The 20124-nt window shown below is 39.9% G+C and carries 23 protein-coding genes, 1 pseudogene and 2 riboswitches; of the genes and pseudogenes, 3 read left to right on the top strand and 21 right to left on the bottom strand.

The annotated features are described in order from the left end of the window. Positions 1-56: 56 nt before the first annotated feature. From AC6CH1_RS07845 to AC6CH1_RS07910, 14 genes are all read right to left on the bottom strand, one after another. Positions 57-971 carry a 3-hydroxyacyl-CoA dehydrogenase gene (locus tag AC6CH1_RS07845; protein ID WP_498317754.1) on the bottom strand — a complete coding sequence of 305 codons (915 nt, stop codon included), beginning with the start codon at positions 969-971 and terminating at the stop codon, positions 57-59. Positions 972-1106: 135 nt separating this feature from the next. Next, positions 1107-1640 (bottom strand): NADPH-dependent FMN reductase, encoded by a 534-nt coding sequence (ssuE, locus tag AC6CH1_RS07850; protein ID WP_498316961.1) that lies wholly within the window; start codon positions 1638-1640, stop codon positions 1107-1109. Between the two features lie 12 nt (positions 1641-1652). Next, positions 1653-2975 (bottom strand): LLM class flavin-dependent oxidoreductase, encoded by a 1323-nt coding sequence (locus AC6CH1_RS07855; RefSeq protein ID WP_498316963.1) that lies wholly within the window; start codon positions 2973-2975, stop codon positions 1653-1655. An 11-nt stretch (positions 2976-2986) separates the two neighbouring features. Beyond that, on the bottom strand, positions 2987-4114 hold the full coding sequence (locus AC6CH1_RS07860) for an LLM class flavin-dependent oxidoreductase (protein WP_498316965.1): 1128 nt from the start codon (positions 4112-4114) through the stop codon (positions 2987-2989). Positions 4115-4126: 12 nt separating this feature from the next. After that, positions 4127-4498, bottom strand: coding sequence for a chemotaxis protein CheY (locus AC6CH1_RS07865; RefSeq protein ID WP_498316967.1), 372 nt, complete (start codon positions 4496-4498; stop codon positions 4127-4129). Between the two features lie 15 nt (positions 4499-4513). Continuing rightward, the gene (locus tag AC6CH1_RS07870) at positions 4514-5812 is read right to left on the bottom strand and encodes an O-acetylhomoserine aminocarboxypropyltransferase/cysteine synthase family protein (protein ID WP_251687698.1); all 1299 of its coding nucleotides are present in this window, start codon (positions 5810-5812) and stop codon (positions 4514-4516) included. A 15-nt stretch (positions 5813-5827) separates the two neighbouring features. Continuing rightward, entirely contained in the window at positions 5828-6319 is a 492-nt protein-coding gene (locus tag AC6CH1_RS07875) for a redoxin domain-containing protein (protein WP_498316969.1), read from the bottom strand. Further along, a complete protein-coding gene (locus AC6CH1_RS07880; protein ID WP_498316970.1) occupies positions 6316-6669 on the bottom strand; it encodes a FixH family protein in 354 nt (117 codons plus the stop codon). The genes AC6CH1_RS07875 and AC6CH1_RS07880 overlap by 4 nt, the downstream gene beginning before the upstream one ends. Further along, complete coding sequence (locus tag AC6CH1_RS07885) at positions 6666-7436, bottom strand: ABC transporter permease (protein ID WP_251687692.1); 771 nt, start codon at positions 7434-7436, stop codon at positions 6666-6668. The genes AC6CH1_RS07880 and AC6CH1_RS07885 overlap by 4 nt, the downstream gene beginning before the upstream one ends. A gap of 13 nt (positions 7437-7449) precedes the next feature. Further along, a complete protein-coding gene (locus AC6CH1_RS07890) occupies positions 7450-8520 on the bottom strand; it encodes an ABC transporter substrate-binding protein (RefSeq protein WP_498316972.1) in 1071 nt (356 codons plus the stop codon). 12 nt (positions 8521-8532) lie between these two features. Then, positions 8533-9408: an ABC transporter ATP-binding protein gene (locus AC6CH1_RS07895; protein WP_498316973.1), complete on the bottom strand. Its 876-nt coding sequence runs from the start codon at positions 9406-9408 to the stop codon at positions 8533-8535. Positions 9409-9412: 4 nt separating this feature from the next. Next, a complete protein-coding gene (locus tag AC6CH1_RS07900) occupies positions 9413-10552 on the bottom strand; it encodes an acyl-CoA dehydrogenase family protein (protein ID WP_251687687.1) in 1140 nt (379 codons plus the stop codon). A gap of 259 nt (positions 10553-10811) precedes the next feature. After that, on the bottom strand, positions 10812-11030 hold the full coding sequence (locus AC6CH1_RS07905; protein ID WP_251687684.1) for a hypothetical protein: 219 nt from the start codon (positions 11028-11030) through the stop codon (positions 10812-10814). 22 nt (positions 11031-11052) lie between these two features. Beyond that, positions 11053-11421: an SLAP domain-containing protein gene (locus AC6CH1_RS07910; RefSeq protein WP_498316975.1), complete on the bottom strand. Its 369-nt coding sequence runs from the start codon at positions 11419-11421 to the stop codon at positions 11053-11055. A gap of 111 nt (positions 11422-11532) precedes the next feature. On the opposite strand from AC6CH1_RS07910, the gene AC6CH1_RS07915 reads away from it, so the two are divergent. After that, the gene (locus AC6CH1_RS07915) at positions 11533-11916 is read left to right on the top strand and encodes an SET domain-containing protein (RefSeq protein ID WP_498316976.1); all 384 of its coding nucleotides are present in this window, start codon (positions 11533-11535) and stop codon (positions 11914-11916) included. A 21-nt stretch (positions 11917-11937) separates the two neighbouring features. Here AC6CH1_RS07915 and AC6CH1_RS07920 read toward each other — a convergent pair whose 3' ends face one another. After that, the gene (locus AC6CH1_RS07920; RefSeq protein WP_498316978.1) at positions 11938-12687 is read right to left on the bottom strand and encodes an alpha/beta hydrolase; all 750 of its coding nucleotides are present in this window, start codon (positions 12685-12687) and stop codon (positions 11938-11940) included. 156 nt (positions 12688-12843) lie between these two features. Between AC6CH1_RS07920 and AC6CH1_RS07925 the strand changes: the two genes are divergently transcribed. Then, positions 12844-13407: a copper resistance CopC family protein gene (locus AC6CH1_RS07925; protein ID WP_251687678.1), complete on the top strand. Its 564-nt coding sequence runs from the start codon at positions 12844-12846 to the stop codon at positions 13405-13407. Beyond that, a complete protein-coding gene (locus AC6CH1_RS07930; RefSeq protein ID WP_251687676.1) occupies positions 13404-14483 on the top strand; it encodes a CopD family protein in 1080 nt (359 codons plus the stop codon). The genes AC6CH1_RS07925 and AC6CH1_RS07930 overlap by 4 nt, the downstream gene beginning before the upstream one ends. Before the next feature lie 61 nt (positions 14484-14544). On the opposite strand, the gene AC6CH1_RS07935 is transcribed toward AC6CH1_RS07930, so the two are convergent. The 6 genes and pseudogenes from AC6CH1_RS07935 to ribE all read right to left on the bottom strand — a co-directional run bounded on the left by AC6CH1_RS07935 (position 14545) and on the right by ribE (position 19518). Continuing rightward, positions 14545-15270 (bottom strand): TspO/MBR family protein, encoded by a 726-nt coding sequence (locus AC6CH1_RS07935; RefSeq protein WP_427709687.1) that lies wholly within the window; start codon positions 15268-15270, stop codon positions 14545-14547. A 111-nt stretch (positions 15271-15381) separates the two neighbouring features. Next, positions 15382-16014: a LysE family translocator gene (locus AC6CH1_RS07940; protein WP_251687672.1), complete on the bottom strand. Its 633-nt coding sequence runs from the start codon at positions 16012-16014 to the stop codon at positions 15382-15384. Positions 16015-16339: 325 nt separating this feature from the next. Beyond that, complete coding sequence (locus AC6CH1_RS07945; protein ID WP_498316980.1) at positions 16340-17536, bottom strand: DUF2812 domain-containing protein; 1197 nt, start codon at positions 17534-17536, stop codon at positions 16340-16342. Between the two features lie 239 nt (positions 17537-17775). Beyond that, entirely contained in the window at positions 17776-18240 is a 465-nt protein-coding gene (gene ribH, locus AC6CH1_RS07950; protein WP_427709683.1) for a 6,7-dimethyl-8-ribityllumazine synthase, read from the bottom strand. Between the two features lie 18 nt (positions 18241-18258). After that, positions 18259-18867 (bottom strand): annotated as a pseudogene (gene ribB / locus AC6CH1_RS07955) (3,4-dihydroxy-2-butanone-4-phosphate synthase); the annotation flags it as partial. A 15-nt stretch (positions 18868-18882) separates the two neighbouring features. Continuing rightward, complete coding sequence (ribE, locus tag AC6CH1_RS07960; RefSeq protein ID WP_498316982.1) at positions 18883-19518, bottom strand: riboflavin synthase; 636 nt, start codon at positions 19516-19518, stop codon at positions 18883-18885. 120 nt (positions 19519-19638) lie between these two features. Next, positions 19639-19773, bottom strand: a riboswitch (FMN riboswitch). Between the two features lie 98 nt (positions 19774-19871). Then, positions 19872-20008: riboswitch (FMN riboswitch) on the bottom strand. Between the last annotated feature and the right edge of the window lie 116 nt (positions 20009-20124).

Consider the following 20124-nt stretch of genomic DNA (forward strand, 5'->3'; position numbering starts at 1 on the left):
CGTGAAGTATGAATTCCTTCACGGGATAGACTTGGTTATTATCCATACTTTTGGTATTAATTCGATTTTAAAAAGTCTGGATCCATATAGGCCGGATTCGGGTATTTGTAGAAACCTTCGCCTGTTGAAACGCCCATTTTACCTTGATCAATCATCTCGCGTTTAATTTTTTCTGCCACTAGTTTTGCTGCAGGATCATGTTCTGCGCGCATTAAGTTTAAATTATACGGTGTCTCCATCCCTACGATGTCGTATATTGCAAATGGTCCGCGTGGCGAACCTGTTGAAACCATCCAGTTTTTATCGATTGTATGCGGATCTGCGATATCTTTAACCCAAAGCTCCATTGCCGCAGATAAAAATGGTACTAATAATGAATTAAGAATATAGCCGGGCTGCTCTTTTTTCAGCACAAAAGGAATCATGCCGATATTACGTGCAAAATCTGCCACTTGTTCAACATACTGCATATCTGTTCCAGGATGTCCCATTACTTCCGCCGTATTGTTTTGCCAAATAGAGTTCGCAAAGTGTAATGCCAGGAACTTTTCCGGGCGGCCCGTAAACTCGGCAAATTGACTTGGTAATAATGTTGAGGAATTGGAAGCAAAAACTGTTTTTTCAGGTGCCACTTTCCCAAGGTTTTCATAGAAATTCTGTTTGATTTCTATACGTTCCGGCACTGCTTCAATAACGATATCTGCATCTTTTGTTGCTTCTGTTAAATCAGTGTAAAACTGAAGACTGCCAGACGCTTTTTCAGCACGGTCAACGTCTTGAAAATATTCGCCATATGTTGTTTTTAATGTGGCCATTCGCTGTTTTGCCTTAGTAATTGCCTCTTCATTAATATCATAAACATTTACTTCAAATCCGAAAAATGCGGATTGGAATGCAATTTGACTACCTAAAACACCGCTTCCTGCAATTGTTACCTTTTTATACTTCATAGGAACCTCTCCTTTTAAAATAAACTCAATCCACAGAGAGTATTCCCGGTTTTGCCGTAAATGAAAAGCAGTTACTTCATAAATTGACAATGAGTTAGAGTTATTCATTCAATAAAAAAAACCCCGCGAAGGAAATGACTCTTCGCGAGGTCCATTTTATACAGTTACTTTACTTTTGGGTGCAACACTTTCCCACACCTTTTCGATGCGTTCTTTTGCTGCTTCCTCTATTGTAAAGCCATTGTCAGTTTTCGTTACTTGTGAATCAACGATATAAATCGGACTAGAAATTGTAGTCGCCCCTAAAATCGAAAGGACCGGCTTCAATGAATATTCCAGTGCCAATAAGTGTGCGATTGACCCGCCGATTGCAACTGGTACGACAATTTTGTTTTCCAGCCCTTTTTGCGGCAGTAAATCGATGAATGTTTTCAAAATGCCAGTATAGGAACCTTTATAGATCGGTGTAAGGAAAAATACGATATCGGCCTCTCCTACTTTGACAATTTCTTCAGCAATCGCTTCACTCGCATAGTTTGCAGTAATTAAGTCTTCTGCAGGCAACTGATGAACCTGAATTGTTTCATGAGAAATGCCCTGCTGCTCAAGCAATGATTCAATTGATTGCTGAACGCCTGTTAATCGGGATGTCACACTGTTTCCCCCATTAATTAAAATCGCTTTTGTCATGATTCACTCCTCCTAAATATTTTGTAAAGTATAACGGGATGGGACTTGTTTTATCCCTAAATTTTCACGTAGTGTCTTACCTTCATATTCTGTACGGAATACCCCGCGCTTTTGAAGCTCCGGAATAACTAAATCAATAAAATCGGTAAAACCGCCCGGGAAATACGGAGGCATTAAGTTGAAGCCATCCGCAGCTTCCTGATCTACCCACTCTATTAACTGATCAGCTATTTCACTCGGTGAACCGAAAATAATGCGATGACCACGTGAACCGGCGATACGTAAATACAGCTCACGAATCGTCAGATTTTCACGTTCCGCCAATTCGATGATCAGCTGCTGACGGCTACGGTTACCGTTTGTCGGAGGAATATCTTTCGGCAATGGGCCATCCAGGTCATGTTGTGACAGATCAACACCTAAATAGTCTGCTAAAAAGTCCAGGCCAATTTCCGGTGTAATTAACTGTTGCAGTTCCTCATATTTGGCATACGCCTTTTCTTTCGTTTCCGCCACGTAAATCGATACGCCCGGCATGATTTTAATATCATCACGGTCACGGCCTGCAGCAACTGCCTTGTCTTTCAGTTTTTTATAAAATTGTTGTGCGTCTTCAAGCGTCTGCTGTGCTGTAAAGATAACATCCGCTTGTTGTGCAGCAAGTGTCGTACCGGCTTCCGATGATCCTGCCTGCACTAAAACCGGTCTTCCTTGAGGCGGACGCGATGAATTTAACGGACCGCGTACAGCGTAATATTCACCTTTATGGTTTAACGTGTGCAGTTTCCCTTTTGTAATATATTCACCCGTCTGTTTGTTGCGTGCCAATGCATCATCTTCATAAGAATCCCATAATCCTTTAACTACTTCGACAAATTCTTCTGCCCGTTCATAGCGTAGAGAATGATCCAGATGCTGATCCTTGTTAAAGTTGCTCGCTTCTGCTGAATAGTAACTTGTTACAATATTCCATGCAGCACGCCCGCCGCTTAAATGGTCAAGCGATGAAAACTTACGTGCGATATGGAATGGCTCATTGTATGTTGTTGAAGCAGTAGCTGTTAAACCGATATTTTTAGTCACTGTTGATAAGACACTTAGTAATGTAAGTGGTTCAAAGCGAACTTGTTCTGCCGGGTGTGAAAGCTCATTAAAAGATAAACCATCACTTAAGAACAGCATATCCAATTTCCCTTGCTCCGCTTTTACAGCAACTTCTTTAAAAAACTCGACATTTTCGCTTGCGTCAGCCTGTGCATCCGGATGACGCCATGAAGCGATATGATGCCCTGTACCCATTAAAAAGACGCCTAATTTCATTTGTTTTTTCGTCATTTACGTACCTCCTACACTAACTGTTCTTCGCGCTTAGCCAATATTTCATGAACGAGTGGAATGACCTTTTCGCCAATCTCTTCAATTACTTCCAAGTGCGGGAAACCGCGTAACAACACTTTGTCGAAGCCTAAATCAACGAACTCCACGATGCGCTCCGCTACCTGCTGTGGCGTACCGACAAGCGCAATCGAATTGCCGGATAACACTTGTGTTAACCCTGCCCAAATATTCGGTGCGATCACGAAATTATTGTCTTTTGACTCAAGCATCAACTGATGAAGGCGGCTCACACCTACTGCTCCGTTGCTTACTGTATTAGCATGTTTTGCTTCCAATACTTCCGGGTCCACTTGGCTAATAATTTTGTTTGCATTTTCAAACGCAGCTTCTTCTGTTTCACCCAATACAACCTGGAATGAAACACTGTATGAAAGATCGCGATTTTTTTCTTTTGCCAGTTTAACTACCGTTTCCAGCTCTTCTTTTGTCGTTTCCAATGTTTCGCCCCAAAGCATGTAGACGTCAGCCACATCTGTTGCGACATCTTTTGCAATCGGTGATGAACCACCGAAGAAAATCGGAGGTGCATTTTTAACAGGCAATGGTAAGTTCGCTCCTTTTAATGTGTAGAACTCGCCATTATAATCAAACGTTTCCCCGTTAAACAGGCGTTTTAAAATTTCAATATACTCACGTGTACGCTTGTAACGATCAGTATGTGATAAGAAGTCCCCGTCATTTTCTAGTTCCTTTGGCGCTCCGCCTGTTACGACATTGACAAATACACGGTTATTCGTCCAGTAGTTGACTGATGAATACTGTTTTGCCAGTTGTGTAGGCGCAGTAGACCCAGGTCGAACAGCAATCAGGTAATTCAATGTCTTCGTATGTGCAGTCAAATGCGATGCGGCAACCAATGAATCTACACAGCTTCCGCCAATCGGTAACAATAATGTCGAGAAGCCTGCTTTTTCAGCAGCCTGTGCCACTTTTGTAATATAATCTACAGATGGTTCACGATCCGAATCAACACCGACACCTGACCATGTTTGTGCACCTTTATTTGACGTTTGGTTTCCTACATATTCACTATCGCCTGAAGTTGGCGCCATCGTAATAAACTCTACTTTTGTCATTTTAATTCCCCCTTATTTTGTAACCGGTGCACTTGCTACTACTTCATCAGCCGGTAATTCGTTTGATTGTTGAATTGTGCCTGATTTCAACTGTTCTGCAACCTGTGCAAATGATTGATTTGCCGGAATGTTAATAAAAGAAATTTGCTCTTCCTGTGCTTTTTTGTAAGATAATTCGCAGAAAGTTTCAGGCGGTGCAACAAAAGTTGTCGCCCCCAGTTCAATTGCTTTACGTAATGTTGCGCCACGACGTCCTTCTGTTAAATCAAGTGCCGGATTACGCAAATCTTCTACAGTATGGTCCTGCTGAATAATACGTAAAATTGTTCCTTCCACAATCGGTGTTACTTTACCTTCATCATTTACTACAACTGCAATCGCCATGTTAAAATCCCCCTGTTATTTTGTTATTTGAGCAACTTCGGCAGCTTTTTGTAAGCTTTGTGCCAAGTCGTTTTTAATATCTTCAATGTCTTCCAAACCAATTGATAAACGGATCAAACCCGGTGTTACACCACTTGCCAATTGCTGTTCCGGTGATAGTCGTGAGTGCGATGTACTTGCCGGATGGATGACAAGTGACTTCGAGTCGCCAACATTTGCAACATGTGAAAGTAGCTGAACATTATTAATAAATGCCTTCGCTGCTTCTAGTCCGCCTTTGATACCAAAGCTGAATATTGACCCCGCCCCTTTTGGTAAATATTTCTCTACTAAATTGTTTGGATCATTTCCAGGTAGTGTCGGATAATTTACCCATTCCACTAAATCATGCTCTGCTAAATATTCAGCTACTGCCTGTGCGTTTACAACATGCTGACGAACGCGCACTGCCAGTGATTCAAGACCTTGAATAAAAAGCCATGCATTGAATGGTGATAATGTGGCGCCTAGATCATGCCCCAGCTCAAAACGTGCCTTCGTAATGAATGCTTTTTCTCCAGCAGCTTCAACAAATGAACGATTGCCTATTAATTCATTCGGTTCCACGAAGCTTGTGAATCGAGGCGCTTTCCATTCAAATTTACCGCCATCAATTATCGCACCGCCTAATGATGTTCCGTGACCGCCGATAAATTTCGTTGTAGAATGTACAACGATATCTGCTCCAAATTCAATCGGTTTTGATAAGTAAGGTGTCGCAAATGTATTATCAACAATAAGCGGGACATCATGGCGATGGGCTACTTGTGCCAATCCTTCAATATCTGCAATTTGCAAACTCGGATTGCCAATTGTTTCAGTGAATACGGCGCGTGTTTTATCATTGATTGCTGCTTCAACTTCCTGTAAGTCAGATCCTTCGACAAAGCGTACCGTTACACCGAAGCGAGGCAAAGTCTTAGAGAACAATGTATACGTGCCGCCATAAAGGGCGTTCGTTGCTACAATTTCATCGCCTGCCTGTGCGACAGTCAGTACAGCAATTAAGATTGCCGCCTGTCCGGAAGCGACCGCAAATCCTCCGACACCGCCCTCCAATGCAGCAAGACGCTCTTCAAATACAGCATTTGTCGGGTTGGCATTTCGCGAATATAAATAGCCGCTTTCCTGTAATTTAAACAAGTTTGCCGCATGTTCCGTGTCATCAAATACATACGAAGTTGTCTGATACAGTGGAACTGCACGCGAGCGTGTTACCGGGTCAACTGTCTGACCTGTATGGAGAGCGATTGTTTCCTGGTTAAAAAATGTCATATGAAAGATTCTCCTTTAATAAAGAAATTTTTGGGTAAGTGTAAGCAATTCTTGTTCTGTCAGTTCACCTTTTACGGTGTGTACTACTTTTCCATCTTGCAAAAATAACGTCGTCGGCAATGTTAAAATTTTATAGTTTTCTTTCAGCTGCCCTTTACGGTCTAACAGAATCGGAAAAGGCAAATCGAATTTCGTTAAGTATTGATTGACCAGCCTTGTCGGTTCTTCCACATTGACTGCATAAAGCTCTATGTTATGTGACTGAAGTGTTTTATACGCCGCTTTAAAGGCGGGCATTTCCCTTTCACATGGGGGGCAGTAAGTTGCCCAGAAGTTAAGGATATAGTTGCCTTCATCCGGAATGGCAAATTGCTCACCGGAAGTTGACTGGAGCACAATTTCCTCGGTTTTCGCTTCTGCCTTCTGTTTGGACGTATTTGAAATAATGGCATAGCTTAGTGCGACTATCAGGACCGCGGATAATGATAACTGGATCCATTTTCTCAATTCAGCTTCACCTCGATTTCAGGCATTTCGTGCTGTTCCCCATAATTAACATGTGAAATCACTTTATAAGTGCCGGTACCGTCAAAGCTCGTTTCGATCGTAAACTTCCCGTCCCCGCTAGTATCTGGTGTCACGGAACCAATGGCATTGCCGGTTGGATTGATCAGTTCGAATTCAATTTCCACATCGTTTTGAATTGGTTCACCGTTGTACGTTACGGTTGCTGTGATCGTTACAGGTTCGAATGCTTCGAGCTCAGATTTACTGGCATTTAATGTTACATCGAGCGTTTCATTTGCTTGTGCACTACAGCCGGTAAGCAGTAGCACTGTAAGTAAAAGTCTTTTCATTTACCATCAGCCTTTAAATTTGTCCAGAACAGCAGGCGTTTTTTTAATTTTTCAAATGCAATCATGATAGCGACAATTATAATACTGTTAAAAATAATGCCTGCAAGCACGTAATGATATTGTGAGAAGTCACTGTAATACTGGATGAAAAAGCCCATTCCTGATGAAGCACCGAACATTTCGGCGATCGTTAAAATCAGGAAGCTCATACCAAGTGATGTACTCGCACCACTTAAAATATGGGGTGCACTTGCGGGCAACACGACTTTCAGTAAAAACGTTGGTCCTTTTAAACCAAGAGATTTCGCATTGTCAAGATAATGCTTTTCAATCAGCAGCACGCCATGAATCGTTCCTAAAAATACTGGCCAAAATGCGCCGATAAAAATAAGAGACATCGAAGCTGTTTGGAAAGTCGGTAAAATTGCAATGACATATGGTATGAACAGCGTTGGCGGAATCGGACTTAGTGCATGAAAGTAAGGCATTAATATTTCACGTGACCGTTTGTTCAATCCGAAAAACAGACCGCCTACAATACCTGTCACTAAAGCTCCGAAGAACCCTGGTATCAGTAGTTTCATCGAGCTCACAACACCGGTTAATAGCTCCCCGATTTTCGCGGAAAATGACTCAACGACCGTTAGAGGCTGCGGGAATATTACCGGATTGATCCATGTCGCATATTTTGTGACAAGTGCCCAAACCGCAATAAATATTATTCCTATCAAAATAGTAAGATTATAGCGTTTAAAAAATGTGAGCATTCCATCCCACCCCTTAAATGTTTTGTTCATTAAAACGAACGAGCTGATCTTTGTAATAAGCATCATCCGGATATTGTTCGATTAACTCAGTTAATGCTTTTTCGTATAGATCGATATTTACATATTCGTTTACATCAATATCATCCACATTTTCAACATAGCCGATTTCTTTCATTTGCTCCCACATTTGAACGACTTTCTCTCTGCTTGGATCAGAAGAATAATTCGAGTGGCTGTCGTTTACAATCGTATTAATTACTTTCTCATCGACTTTCATATACTCTTTCGCTGCAGTTACTGCTGATTGCGGATCTTCAATCTTTTTACGTTCAGCGCGAATAAGTGCCTTTAAGAAACGTTTATATGCTTCCCCGTCTTCTTCCGCCAATAATTCCGAGCGTGTTACAACACGACAGCATACATGCCCTTCCTGTAAATCATTGCTCCATGCAACTGCTTCAAGACCCATATCAACTGCTTGTGCGTAGAATGAGTTTGCCGATACTGCAACGTCCACTTTTCCTGATGCTACCGCTTCAAGCAGCATACTACCTGTTTTGAATTCAACAATTTCCAGATCTTTTTTCCAGTCGATACCTGCATCTTCAAGCGCAGAACGGAAAACGATATCCGATGTAAAGATCCTGATCGTTCCAACTTTTTTTCCTTTATAGCTTTCAAGTGAAGTATATTGCCCCGCGTTTTCCTTTTTCGTTAAAATCGGGTGTCCGCCCTCCAAATGCCCTCCAATAATGGAGAAATCCGAGCCGTTTGCGATAAACGTTAAGGGGCCAGCTGTACCGAATGTTAATCCGACATCAATTTTCCCCGCCTGCAGTGCATTCAGTCCGTCTGCCGAGTTTGCAAAGCCAACACGATTGACCGTAATATGTTCTTCTTCAAAATAGCCTTCCTGATGAGCAATGTCGACAAGTGTTCCACCTGCAGACTGACTTAAACCAACCGTGATTTCATAATCGTCAGAGGCTGCCCCTTTTGAAATTTGTTCATCATCTCCGCATGCAGCAAGTAAACCTACTGTTAAAGCGAGTGAAGCGATCCATTTCTGATTTGTTTTTTTCATTCAACGATCCTCCTATATTCCTGCGCCATCTGCTATTTCTGTTTTTAAACTATTGACGATCTGTTCGTTCATCTCATTTAAAAGGGATTCACGAAATGCACGGAACTTCTTGTTTTCAAATAGTTTTTGACGATCCGTCCCTTTTTTCTCAATTGGTACTTGAATGCTTTTCGTCACCGCCCCGTTTTTCCCGGGAGCAAAGATGACAATACGGTCCGCCAAATAAATGGCTTCGTCAACATCATGTGTAACAAATACGACTGTACGTTTTTGTTCGGCACTAATTTGAACAAGCAGATCCTGCAGTTGAATACGTGTGACAGGATCCAAAGCACCGAATGGTTCATCCATCAGCAGTAAATCCGAACCGTAGCTTAATGCACGCGCAATGGCTGCACGCTGTTTCATACCACCTGACATTTGGCCAGGATATTTTTTTACTGCGTGCCCTAAATGGACAAGTGTCAAATATTGCTCTGCGATATGTGCCAGCTCTTTTTTTGGCATTTTTTTATTACGCTGTTTTAATGCAAGCATGACATTCGCCTGTGCCGTCAGCCATGGAAATAAGGAATAATCCTGGAAAACGACTCCGCAGTCAGGGTGAGTTTGCTTTACGGATTTACCGTTTATTTCGATATTGCCATTTGAAAATGGTTCAAGCCCTGCCATCATTCTGAGCAATGTACTTTTCCCGCATCCGGAAGGTCCCATAAATACGAGAAACTCGCCATCTTGTACTTCAAGCTGAATATTGTTTAAAATTTTTGTCGTCGCATCATAACTGAAATCGATATTCTGGACTTTAATCTTCGTTTTTTTCTCTGTACTATCTTTCGTAGATATAGGGGTTTGTTGTGGCACTGGACGTTCCAATAATTGAACCATGTACTCACTCTCCTAACAGAAATTTTCTACCTAATGATTGGATCGATGTATCAACCGGAACATGCAGTGTCATCGTCCGCAAATTACGCCAATAGCGGTCAAACCCATAACGGCCTGCAGTAGCGCGGCTACCCATCACTTCGAAAATTTTTGATGTAATATCGAGCCCTACTTGCGTTGTGAAGATTTTCGCTGTTTGCAATGCATCATCAAGATCACTGCGATGCTTAGGGGTAATCTTTTCAGGTTCATCCCAAAGCTCCTGTAATAATTGATCCGCTTTTTTCACAACCAGGGTTGCTGCTTCTACCTGTACGTAAAACTGGCCGTAATGATGTTGGATAATCGGATCTTCAATCGCCGAAGTCTGTGTAACGGCGCGCGGTCTTGTTTGCTCTCTTGTATATGTAAGCGCTGATTGAAGAGCACCTTCTGAAATCCCTAAATAAACATGGTTTAAAATAAATGTAGCGATATTCAGACGCAGCTGTGAAAACTCGCTTGCGTAAAAGCCTTGCTGCAACACTTCTTCATCATGTACTTCAACATCGTTGAAAAGAATCGTTCCACTGTCTGTCTGGCGTTGCCCCATATTGTCCCAATCGCCTTTTATATCTACACCTATCCGTTTACTAGGAATAACGACCAATAATGGCTCATCCTGCTCTTCCACTAACGCCGATACTAATAATACATCCGAATCGACACTACCAGAACAGAACGTTTTTACGCCGTTTAACAAATAGCCTGTTGTTGTTTTTTCAGCCTTCAGTTGAATAGCCACCGGGTTGAACGCATTCCCCCAAAAATAATTGTGCTTAGCTGTTTCGCGATAATAAAATTCCTTTTGCTCTTGTGAACCACATAAATGCGGTGTAACAAGATTGATAAAATGATAGCCTATAACATGTGCCAGTGAACTATCCGCACGTGCAATCGTCCGAACGACTTGAAACACATCATACCAATTCCCACCTAAACCACCGTATTCTGTCGGAATTAAAAGTTTCAAAAGTCCGCTTTCGCGAATTAAATCTCGCTCAGTTTTAGCATTGCCTCCAATTTTATCTCTTTCTACTGCTGTTTGTTCAAACTGTTCGGCAAGCTTTTCCGCGATTTCATCAATATGTGCAACTGCTCCCATAACACCTCTCCTTTACTAGTTATAGAATTTTCTTGCAATTCAGTATTCTTAATTCGTTAGTTTACAGATGCATGTATTTAAAGTCAATAGTTAATTTGAATAATTCATACTGGAATAGTATGCTTTTAGCGAATTAACGTAAAAAACCGCATTTATTTGTATTTTTTTACAGATTAATTGTGTGATTTATAGGGTGATTTCGAAGTTAGAAGAAGAAAAAACCACTATTTTCATAGCGGTCTTTTAGTTTTTGGTATGTTTAGTAATGCATGACTTGATAATAAACAACAATTTGATAAATCGCCGGTACAATTAATGCAATCGCCAAAGAGATGACTGCACCCCACTTCGATTGTGTCATTAATCGATCATTGTCGATTTTCAAGTGCTGTAAAAATGACAGTGTAAAATATAACGCACTGACTAAAAAGATAGGGGTTACGAATGTGAGCCAAATTCCTGCATTCATTTCATGCATCGATTCCTTCACCTCAATCTCATTATATTTCAATATCCATCTGTTTTATTTCTGTGAATTGAAAATTAATACTTTCGTCGAAAATAAAAGTCCACGGCATTGAACAATAAGGAGGAATTTCAAGTGCATCCATTGTAAAATTTTGAGCAATTTTCCCCGCTTCTGTTATAATACTTACTTCCCTATTATGGAAATTAAGTTGTTGATCAGTCCGGTTATGAATAAGCGTTGTAATGAGCAGCTGTTTTCTATGATTCAAGGCCCTTCTAATTACGTAACAGGAAATATGCTCATCCTGTTCTTTTGTTTTTTGAAAAGCTTGTTCGATTAATAACCGGTCCTGATCTGAAATCGTTTTATCCCATGCAGCTTCAAATTGCAGTTTTTGCATGAACTTCACCCCTTCAATGAATAATTTATGTAAATAAGCAATAAAACAACCTTTCTTCTATAATACATGTTACAGTAGGAAAGAATCTTAAAAGTTAGAAGGCGAAAAAATATGATCGAAGTAAAGAATTCCCCGATAAGTGATGGGGAATATAATCGCGGTATTTTTGCGATTAATGCAATTCCTAAAGGAACGTTATTCCACCAAGCACCGGTACTAAGCTATCCAAATGAGCAGCATGAACATATTGAAAAAACAAATCTTGCAGATTATGCGTTTGAATTTGGCATTGGCCGTTCTGCAATCCTGTTGGGCTACGGAATGCTATTTAATCATTCATATGAGCCGAATGCCACGTATGAAATTAATTTCGACAACGAAACATTCGATTTCTTTGCTTATAAAGATATTGAAGCCGGTAAAGAGATTTTTATTAATTATAATGGCGATGTAGATGATAATGACCCACTATGGTTTAACAACGAAGAAGAATAACAAGGGGGAGCTGTCTAAAAATTAGACAGTTCCTTTTTCTATTCCTTCGATAAAGCGAATGATATCTTCCGTCAGTAATTGGCGTTCTTTTCCTAATGTAATAAGATGACCACTGTTGTCGTATTGTTTTTTCGTAATGACGTTGCTAATTGCATTCTTTTCAATCATGTCAATGCTTTGATGGAAAACCGGCTCGTCCAGCATACCTTTTGCCAAGAAAAGAGGCTGTTTCAGCAAATGAAGCTGTTTGCCTGTTTCAACGATAAACTGCTGCAGCGCAATCAGTTTTTCGGCAGGTCTTGGGAAGTGATTATCTAAAAACGCTTGCAGTTCCTGTTCAGAGCTTCCTCTATTTTGTAAATACCTCTTGGAATAATAGACGACACGCTGTTCCAAACCTTCCACTGGCCGCTCCAATACTGGTGAAGAAATAATACATAAAGCTTTCACTTCAGGGAATTCATTTGCCAGTCTTATTCCAAGTACACCACCTAATGACTGGCCAATTACTGTAATCGCTTCATATTTTTCATCGATTAAAAACTGTACTGCTTGTCTGCTATGTTCCCATACGCGTTTCATAGAACTTGCAAATAATTGTTCCGGTGATGCTCCGTGCCCTGCCAGATTTGGCGCATAACTCGTATACCCTTTATTATGAAGCATTTTTGCCAAATAGTGCATCTCCTTCGCATTGCTCGTAAAACTATGTAAAAGCAGAACGGCCTGTTTATGTCCTTTTAAATAAATATCCTCGACAAACTGTTGCATGTTAATCCCCTTTTCATTTGTGACAATATTATAGCATAATAATTCTCTGTTACTGTCATTTCCTCAAGTTTAAAAAGCGGAAACAGTGCATTTGTTTTATTGTTCGGCTACAATATGGTTGAACAAAAAAACATATGAAAGGAGAATCATATTAATATGAGAACAATATTATTATCGATTCTTGCTGCACTATTTTTAGCTGTACCGAGCGCAGCAGCACATACGTATTTAGACACGACTAATCCCGAGGATGGAGCAGTTGTAACTGAACCGTTGCAGTCGATTGAACTTACATACGCCGGGAGAATTGAAGTAGGCAGTACATTTAACGTCATTTCAAGTAACGGTGAAGAAATAGAAACAGTATCGATGGATTTAGTCGATGGTGTATTGACGGGTACTTTTGAAAATCCATTACCAAATGATGACTATACCGTTGAATGGAATAGTATTAGTGCAGATGGCCACCCATTGTCAGGTCAATTTTCCTTTACGGTTGATGCACCTGTAGCAGAAGAACCGGCCGAAGAAGAAGTTACAGAAGAAAATGAAGAGCAAGCGGAAGTAGACGAAACGGTAGAAAACAACGTAGCGGAAACGACTGCGGCAGATAATGAAGAAACATCAAACGATACATTACTATACATCATTGGAGCCCTTTTACTTCTTATTATAATAGTAAGTATTTTCACTATTGCAAGACGGAAAAATACAAAATGATGTCATTGACAATTTTTAGTCAATTTTTACTTTATGTGAGTTTAGCTCTTCTTATGGGAACATTTATCTTATACTGTATCCCTGAAACAATTCGCCCAAAAATCGATATTTCAGCCAAGTGGCTTATTGTTAGTGCGGTCATTTTGCCGATTGTCACATTTGTACCGAATATTCAATTGCTGACAATTTTGACACCACAGTTCGGCTTCATCGAATCATTGGGCATGCTCCTTTTGAAATTTAAAGTTGGCCATTCATGGCTCGCGGTCGTTGGCTTTACGATTATTTTGCTTATAATGATTCGCCAGTTTATGAAAAAACCTTCGAAGCTTATATCGGTCATGTCAATTTTTATTTTAATCGCCATTATGACGGCAATTGGCTATATTAGTCATGCAGGTTCGATGACAGGCATTGTCGGATCGGCATTGGATTTTGTTCACCTTCTAGCTGTCAGTGTATGGCTCGGCATCTTAGTTCTGATGAGCTTTTTCTCAAAAGATGCGCAAAACTGGGATGCCTTTCTGAAGTGGTTCTCCCCCGTGGCACTCGTAGCTTTTACGGCAGTTGCATTAACAGGTGTCCTTATGACTGACACAATCGTGCCGGGCTATGTGACAAGCTGGTCGAGCAATTATGGACAGTTTTTGTTCATTAAGCATGTTCTGCTCGTACCTTTGACTGTTATTATTTTGGCAAACAGTCTGCTCATTAAACTGAAGATGGACAAGCCATTATTTGAACCGCGTACGTGGGTACGAATCGAAACAGTTTTGCTCGTAATGATATTATTCATTACAGCGCTCTATAGTGAACAACAGCCCCCGAGTTTTTATGTTCAGGAAATTTCTCCGTTTTTTGAAATGTTCTACCGTAGCTCGATTGAAGCTGGCATGCGCGGGTATTTACAAATGACGGGTATCGGGTTAGGATTTTTCCTGTTGACTGCACTGTTCATCGCTCTTGTCATCGTAAGTTATATTAAACAGCTGCCGGTTGTTGTATCGGCTGCCATGACTTTTGCGCTGGCATTATGTTTTTACATGGGCTTTATGTCGATTGTGTTCTTTAAATAACGTCAAAAAATAAAGGGTTGTAGTAAAAGTCATTTCCGACTAATACTACAACCCTTATTCATTAGGCGAGCCTTTTTGTCTTCATACGCATATAGCGAACAAGCGCCGCGATGATTAATATTACTGTTAACACTATTGTACCGTTCTGCATTGTTGGTTCATCTGTTTTTACAGCAATACCGATGAGTGCCCAAACGATAACAAGAGTAAAGAAAATATCTTTTGAAACAGCAACCGCCAAATAACCGAGAATGACCGCAACCCCGACAAGTACGAGTGATCCGATCACCTCTGATATCCCCAAATCGACTCCATGATGTTTTAAGACATAGCTTACATTAGCGATTGTCGCTACGGATATCCACGCTAAGTAAAATGAAAACGGAAAGCGTTCTGAAATACCTTTTTCCGTGTTTTTATACTGCAGGTAAATCGCAATGAGTGTAAATAACAAAAAGAACATTACAATAATGGATAGTATAAATTGTTCATAATGCCAGCTGAACAGCCAAGCAATATTAAATATACAGCTGATGATAAATAAAATACCTACTTTTCCTTTAAAACGATTGTCTTTCACTTTGCGGTATATCGTAATCAGCCATATGACAAGCAGTACATAAATTAACGACCAAATAGAAAATACGTAGCCTGCTGGTGTAAATAACACTTCTAATCGATTCGTAATTTCTGATGCCGTTTGCCCGTTTAAAGGCAGTGTATTGGATAGCGCATTTACTACGATTACAGCAATCATGGCTATCCACATTGTAATATACAAGCCCATTTTTCATCATCCTTTTTTCTAGAATTAGGGAACTATACCCTTCTTTAAAAAAGAATAAGCGGTAAATGGGCTATTGATTGTAAAGGTAATGTGATTTATGCAAAATTATTTTTAAGTCTGCTTTTCAAAGGCAAGTTTGATTCCAAAACCGATAAGAACAGCTCCAGTCAACGTTTCGATTACCGATTGTGTAGCAGGTTTTTTCATGAAATTGCGGATTTTGTTTAATAAAAAAACATAGAGCGCAAACCAAATAAATGTTAAAACAATATAGATGATTCCCATCGTCAAAAATGGCCAAAACGGTTCTGCGCCTTTAGATAGGAATTGCGGTAAAAACGTCAGGAAAAATACTGCTACTTTAGGGTTTGTGATATTCGTAATGAGTCCCTGCTTAAAATACGAATTGCCTTTAGCTTCAATTTCCGGAATGTCCGTCAATTCCTCTGAATCAGCTTTTTTAGCACGCATGCTCATCAATGTTTTTATACCCAAATAGCATAAATAGGCTGCTCCTACGTATTTCAACACTGTAAATGCCACGGCAGATTTTACGATAATCGCCGATAGCCCTGCCACCGCTGCAATTGTATGGACCGTTAATCCTGCGCAAGAGCCGACCATTGTTTGAAATCCGCCCTTTTGTCCGTTAACGATTGTATTTTTCGTAACGATAGCTGTATCAGGACCCGGCAATACAATCAGAAGAACACACGCAATGATAAAGAACACAACATTCTCCATTTACTCACCTTCATTTTCTGAATTTTTAAATATGGTAACATGTTCATCTGAATGAAGCTAGGGGAATTTATAGTTTAATGGATTGCTAGTGTGGCATTACTTGTATGCATTCTTATGATATGACCGGCAACTGATTTTATTAGAAGAATTTTATATTTATTAGAAAACTTCAATAGGTTATTAGCATTTTCCGAATGTTTATTTAAACATCTAAGAGCATTATTAGTACAATTGCCTTATAATTAGAAAATCGGTAACTTATTAGAAGATGTCAACTTGATATTAGATGATTTAAATATTTATTAGAATATTACTAGTGACTCCTTCAATCGTCAGCAAGTAATGCCATTTTCTCAGCAGCTTTCTCTATGATTACATCATCTTCAACCTGACCAGTATAATTGATATACATCACGGCCCGCCCCTTTACAAAGAGAAAATCTTTATGAAAAGAATTATCCCGAATCAGCAGTCGATCAAAAGCTGTGTGTTTTCTTTCTTTAAAACTTCTAGGTTCACTTCCATATGTATGCTTGATTATTAACTCATTAACTAATGAGCTAACATGGGAATGGAACCGTAACTTATAAACTTCCGATGAGATTGATGGTTGATATGCATGATTGGGATCGTACCATTCCCCTTCCTGAATAACGCCCATTTCTGTTGAATCATATTGGACAGAAGCAAAAATATTCCACTGTGATGAGTAGTTGCTTCCCAAATCCTCGCCTTCAAAGTAAAGTGGCTTCCTTTTAAGATGCGGCTGATTTTCAATGGAAGCTAGTCGGACAATTGGCAGCCCTGCATCTTCTTCTGTTAAAGGGCTTGTTTTCATACTCCATATTTGGTAAATCGGTATTAACACAAGAGTTAATGTAATTACTAATACTATGAAACTGTAGACAATACTTGACCGGTAAAAGTTTTCCCATGGTTTTTGTTGATCGTCTAATATCCCAGCTTTAAGTTCATTCCGCAAATGATTGATTCCAAATAAGCTTTTACCTATCGGAATTATTTGCATAAAACTAACAAACAATACTAATAATGGAGCAAGTGTATATCCATCTATCAGTTGCAAAACAGAAATATTTCCGTTTTCGAAAGATTTGACGAAGACCGTAGTGATTACAATAATCGCGATTAAATTAACTATAAAATTAAATAATGCTTTATTAAAAGCTTTTTTTGCTATTGAGATTTGCTCTTCCCGATCTATTGGAGGTTCATTTACTTTACGATCAGTCGGTGCTGCAAATACGTGAAAATTGCTGTCACTCGCAATGTAGTCCCAGCCGCTTTCTTCGTATAACCGAATTTTTTCACTCGATATATATTTGTTTTTTGCCAGTTCAAGTCGGTAGCCCGTTCTTTTGCGATCACCTTTTTTAAACTTTGCAAAATGTGTGCCAATCTCATAAAAATGCAGCCCTTGCTCGGACATATCCGAAAACCAGCTTTCATGTTCCTTAATACGCCAATACTGCCCGGGTCTTATTCTGCGTACTATTTCTGCCATCGCTCTCCCTCCTCATATGACTGACCTAACAATAAAATAGAAGGGAATGTTTGTAAATAAATAATTAGAATCAGCAAACTATTTCAGCACTCTCTGACGCAATAAAGAATATTGAAAATGTTCACAGTAAAAAGGCAACCCTACCAATGCAGGATTGCCTATTACACCGCTTAGAACTAACTTTCCGCAAGCAGCAATATTTTCTGAGCTGCATTTTGAGTGGCGTGCACTAATCTTTATTAAAACATTTTATTCAAGTTCGCCATTTCAATTGCAGACATTGCGCTGTCGTAGCCTTTATTGCCTGCTTTTGTACCAGCACGTTCGATTGCCTGTTCGATATTTTCAGTTGTGACAATGCCGAAAATTACCGGTACGCCTGTGTCCAACCCTGCTTTGGCAATTCCTTTTGCCGCCTCGTTACATACATAATCGTAATGTGTAGTTGATCCGCGAATGACCGTACCTAAACCGATTACTGCATCATAATTATTTGTTTCAGCCATTTTTTTTGCAACAAACGGTACTTCGAAAGCACCTGGAACCCATGCTGTATCAACGTTTGCTTCATCAACACCATGACGTTTTAAGCCGTCAATTGCACCGCTTAATAATTTATCATTAATAAATTCATTAAAGCGCCCTACGACAATTCCGATTTTTAGATCTGTTCCGACTAATTGTGCTTCAAATGTTTTTCCCATTTTAATTGCTCCTTTTTATACCAATACGGTAGTTAATTTTATATATTGAACTAAGTCTTCGATTGTAATAAATTTCAGGTTATGTTTTTGTGCAATCTTTTCGAGCTGTGGCATGCGGGCCATTGAACCATCTTCGTTCATAATTTCACAGATGACCGCAACTTCATTCGAACCGCATAGTTTCGCCAGATCAACACCTGCTTCCGTATGCCCGCGACGTTCCAACACGCCTCCCTGTTTAGCAATGAGCGGGAAAACATGGCCGGGACGATGAAAATGCTCCGGTTTTGTTGCAGGATCCAGTAATGCTAACATCGTTTTAGAACGCTCAAATGCACTTATACCTGTCGTTGAATGGATATGATCGATACTAATCGTAAAAGCTGTTTGATATGTATCGGTATTGCTTTGCACCATTGGATGAAGGGAAAGCTTTTCTGCAATTGCAGATGAAACTGGTGTACAAATTAACCCTCTTCCATAAAGCGCCATGAAATTAATATTTTCCGGTGTAGCGAATTCTCCTAACACAAGAAAATCCCCTTCATTTTCACGGTTCTCGTCATCTGACACAATAATAATCTCGCCGTTTTTCAATGCCTGAATTGCTTCTTCAATTGTATTCATTTTGTCACCACTCCTTTAAAATCCTGTACGTTGCAAAAAGTCCATTGTAATTGTACTTTCCGTTTGATTTTGTAAATGTTTTTTTACATATTTTCCGATTAGATCTGTTTCAATGTTCACAACATCTCCCGGCTTTTTAAAGCCTAATACAGTCTGTTCATACGTATGAGGGATTAAGGAAATGGTAATGAATGTGTCCGTCACATCAAAAATTGTTAAACTCGTGCCGTCCACTGTAATTGAGCCTTTCTTAATACATTCAGCAAACAAATGCTTTTCCATTGCCAAATCAATATAAACTGCATTGGCAACAGGTCTTTTCCGTTGTATTGTTGCAATTCCATCAACATGGCCCGATACGATATGTCCACCGAATCGACCATTTGCCGACATTGCCCGTTCTAGATTGACAGGCATCCCAGCAGTTAATTGCTGTAGGCTTGTTGCTTTGACGGTTTCCGGCATGACATCTGCCAAAAATACGGTCGGCGAAAATTGTTTCACTGTCAGACAGACACCGTTAACGGCAATGCTGTCCCCGAGTTGAACATCCTCTAGAATTGTGCTTGCGCGAATGGCTAGTTCCATCGCTTGTGTGGATTGGCTGACTGTTTCAACCGTTCCAAGTTCTTCAATGATTCCTGTAAACATCCTGCTCACCTCTTTTTAAGATTAAAAAAGAACCCCGATTGAATTCGGAGTTCGATGAGAGGAAAATTGAGCATCATCAAATAAGCTTTTTGAAGTAAATTTTCAAAAAACTGCTGACATTGCTTCCTTCTCCCATCCAGACTGTAACTGTCGGCTTTGGACTTGCACCAAATCCTGCACACATAAGTGGCTCACGGGCTTAGAGATAAACTCATCACCGTCGATTGGGAATTTCACCCGACCCCGAAGGAAATTATTTTTTTCAAATAAAATAAAAAAACCCGTCACAAGGTGCGACAGGAAAAGTGTATAGCAAAAAAGCACATTTAAAATCAAATTTTTAAAATGCGTTGCCATTCCTTCTCCCATCCAGACTATAACTGTCGGCTTTGGATTTGCACCAAAATCCTGCACACATAAAGTGGCTCACGGGCTTAGAGATAAACTCATCACCGTCGATTGGGAATTTCACCCGACCCCGAAGGAAATTATTTTATTTGAAAGTTATTGTAACATAAATAATTTAAAAAGCTAATAGTATTTTAGCACCTACTTACTTTTTGTTCCATCAATCCTTTTACCTCTATCCCCTCTGTTAAATTATAA

This window comes from Solibacillus sp. GQ1, assembly GCF_059758555.1.

What these genes read in the sequence shown, in the direction of transcription:
- AC6CH1_RS07930 (WP_251687676.1), top strand. Translation starts at nt 13,404, where the DNA reads ATGATGTCATTGACAATTTTTAGTCAATTTTTACTTTATGTGAGTTTA.
- AC6CH1_RS07905 (WP_251687684.1), bottom strand. Translation starts at nt 11,030, where the DNA reads ATGCATGAAATGAATGCAGGAATTTGGCTCACATTCGTAACCCCTATC.
- AC6CH1_RS07940 (WP_251687672.1), bottom strand. Translation starts at nt 16,014, where the DNA reads ATGGAGAATGTTGTGTTCTTTATCATTGCGTGTGTTCTTCTGATTGTA.
- AC6CH1_RS07910 (WP_498316975.1), bottom strand. Translation starts at nt 11,421, where the DNA reads ATGCAAAAACTGCAATTTGAAGCTGCATGGGATAAAACGATTTCAGAT.
- AC6CH1_RS07890 (WP_498316972.1), bottom strand. Translation starts at nt 8,520, where the DNA reads ATGAAAAAAACAAATCAGAAATGGATCGCTTCACTCGCTTTAACAGTA.
- AC6CH1_RS07925 (WP_251687678.1), top strand. Translation starts at nt 12,844, where the DNA reads ATGAGAACAATATTATTATCGATTCTTGCTGCACTATTTTTAGCTGTA.
- AC6CH1_RS07865 (WP_498316967.1), bottom strand. Translation starts at nt 4,498, where the DNA reads ATGGCGATTGCAGTTGTAGTAAATGATGAAGGTAAAGTAACACCGATT.
- AC6CH1_RS07945 (WP_498316980.1), bottom strand. Translation starts at nt 17,536, where the DNA reads ATGGCAGAAATAGTACGCAGAATAAGACCCGGGCAGTATTGGCGTATT.
- AC6CH1_RS07895 (WP_498316973.1), bottom strand. Translation starts at nt 9,408, where the DNA reads ATGGTTCAATTATTGGAACGTCCAGTGCCACAACAAACCCCTATATCT.
- ssuE (WP_498316961.1), bottom strand. Translation starts at nt 1,640, where the DNA reads ATGACAAAAGCGATTTTAATTAATGGGGGAAACAGTGTGACATCCCGA.
- AC6CH1_RS07915 (WP_498316976.1), top strand. Translation starts at nt 11,533, where the DNA reads ATGATCGAAGTAAAGAATTCCCCGATAAGTGATGGGGAATATAATCGC.
- ribE (WP_498316982.1), bottom strand. Translation starts at nt 19,518, where the DNA reads ATGTTTACAGGAATCATTGAAGAACTTGGAACGGTTGAAACAGTCAGC.
- AC6CH1_RS07860 (WP_498316965.1), bottom strand. Translation starts at nt 4,114, where the DNA reads ATGACAAAAGTAGAGTTTATTACGATGGCGCCAACTTCAGGCGATAGT.
- AC6CH1_RS07885 (WP_251687692.1), bottom strand. Translation starts at nt 7,436, where the DNA reads ATGCTCACATTTTTTAAACGCTATAATCTTACTATTTTGATAGGAATA.
- AC6CH1_RS07870 (WP_251687698.1), bottom strand. Translation starts at nt 5,812, where the DNA reads ATGACATTTTTTAACCAGGAAACAATCGCTCTCCATACAGGTCAGACA.
- ribH (WP_427709683.1), bottom strand. Translation starts at nt 18,240, where the DNA reads ATGGGAAAAACATTTGAAGCACAATTAGTCGGAACAGATCTAAAAATC.
- AC6CH1_RS07935 (WP_427709687.1), bottom strand. Translation starts at nt 15,270, where the DNA reads ATGGGCTTGTATATTACAATGTGGATAGCCATGATTGCTGTAATCGTA.
- AC6CH1_RS07920 (WP_498316978.1), bottom strand. Translation starts at nt 12,687, where the DNA reads ATGCAACAGTTTGTCGAGGATATTTATTTAAAAGGACATAAACAGGCC.
- AC6CH1_RS07900 (WP_251687687.1), bottom strand. Translation starts at nt 10,552, where the DNA reads ATGGGAGCAGTTGCACATATTGATGAAATCGCGGAAAAGCTTGCCGAA.
- AC6CH1_RS07880 (WP_498316970.1), bottom strand. Translation starts at nt 6,669, where the DNA reads ATGAAAAGACTTTTACTTACAGTGCTACTGCTTACCGGCTGTAGTGCA.
- AC6CH1_RS07855 (WP_498316963.1), bottom strand. Translation starts at nt 2,975, where the DNA reads ATGACGAAAAAACAAATGAAATTAGGCGTCTTTTTAATGGGTACAGGG.